Annotated in this window: 1 protein-coding gene; it reads left to right on the top strand. The window is 64.7% G+C overall.

The features are described from left to right. On the top strand, nucleotides 1–563 hold a 563-nt coding region (locus PA598K_RS32740), incomplete at both ends, for a DUF4127 family protein (protein ID WP_128660948.1).

The following is a 563-nucleotide window of genomic DNA, read 5'->3' on the forward strand; positions in this document are numbered from 1 at the left end:
GACTCGCTATGTGCTGGAGGAGCTGACTGCCGCAGGCTGCATTGACTTCCTGGCGATCGGCGTCGACGATGCCTACACCGAGGGTGCGCAGGCCAACGAGATCGCGTGGGTCGAGGAGCGGATCAATACGCTGCTGGGCGGCAGCGACGGTCAGAATCCCGAGCGCGCGATCATCCTGCCGGACGCGGACGGGCTCGGCCATTCGCTGGTCGGCCGGATCGCCGCCCGTCTCGTCGGCTGCAACCGCCCTCCCGTATCCTACGCTATCCGCTATTACGGCCCGCATGGCGCGGGACTGATCAATCCGTATGAATATATGAGCGTGCACGCCAATGTACTGCGCCATATCGAGATGATCGGCGGCCGTCTGGCCGATGCCGACGAGACGCCAGATATCGACGTGCTCGCGGTCACCGCTGCCGATCAGGCCGGTGCGGCAGTCGCACAGCTCGAAGCCAATGGTCAGTCGGAGCAAGCAACAGCGTTTATCGATTTCACCGGCTTCGTCTCGCACCCGGATGTCACGTCCGCGCTGCTCGCCAGCCCGTGGACCGGCTGTCTGC

This window comes from Paenibacillus sp. 598K, from assembly GCF_003851045.1.
GTDB lineage: Bacteria > Bacillota > Bacilli > Paenibacillales > Paenibacillaceae > Paenibacillus_D.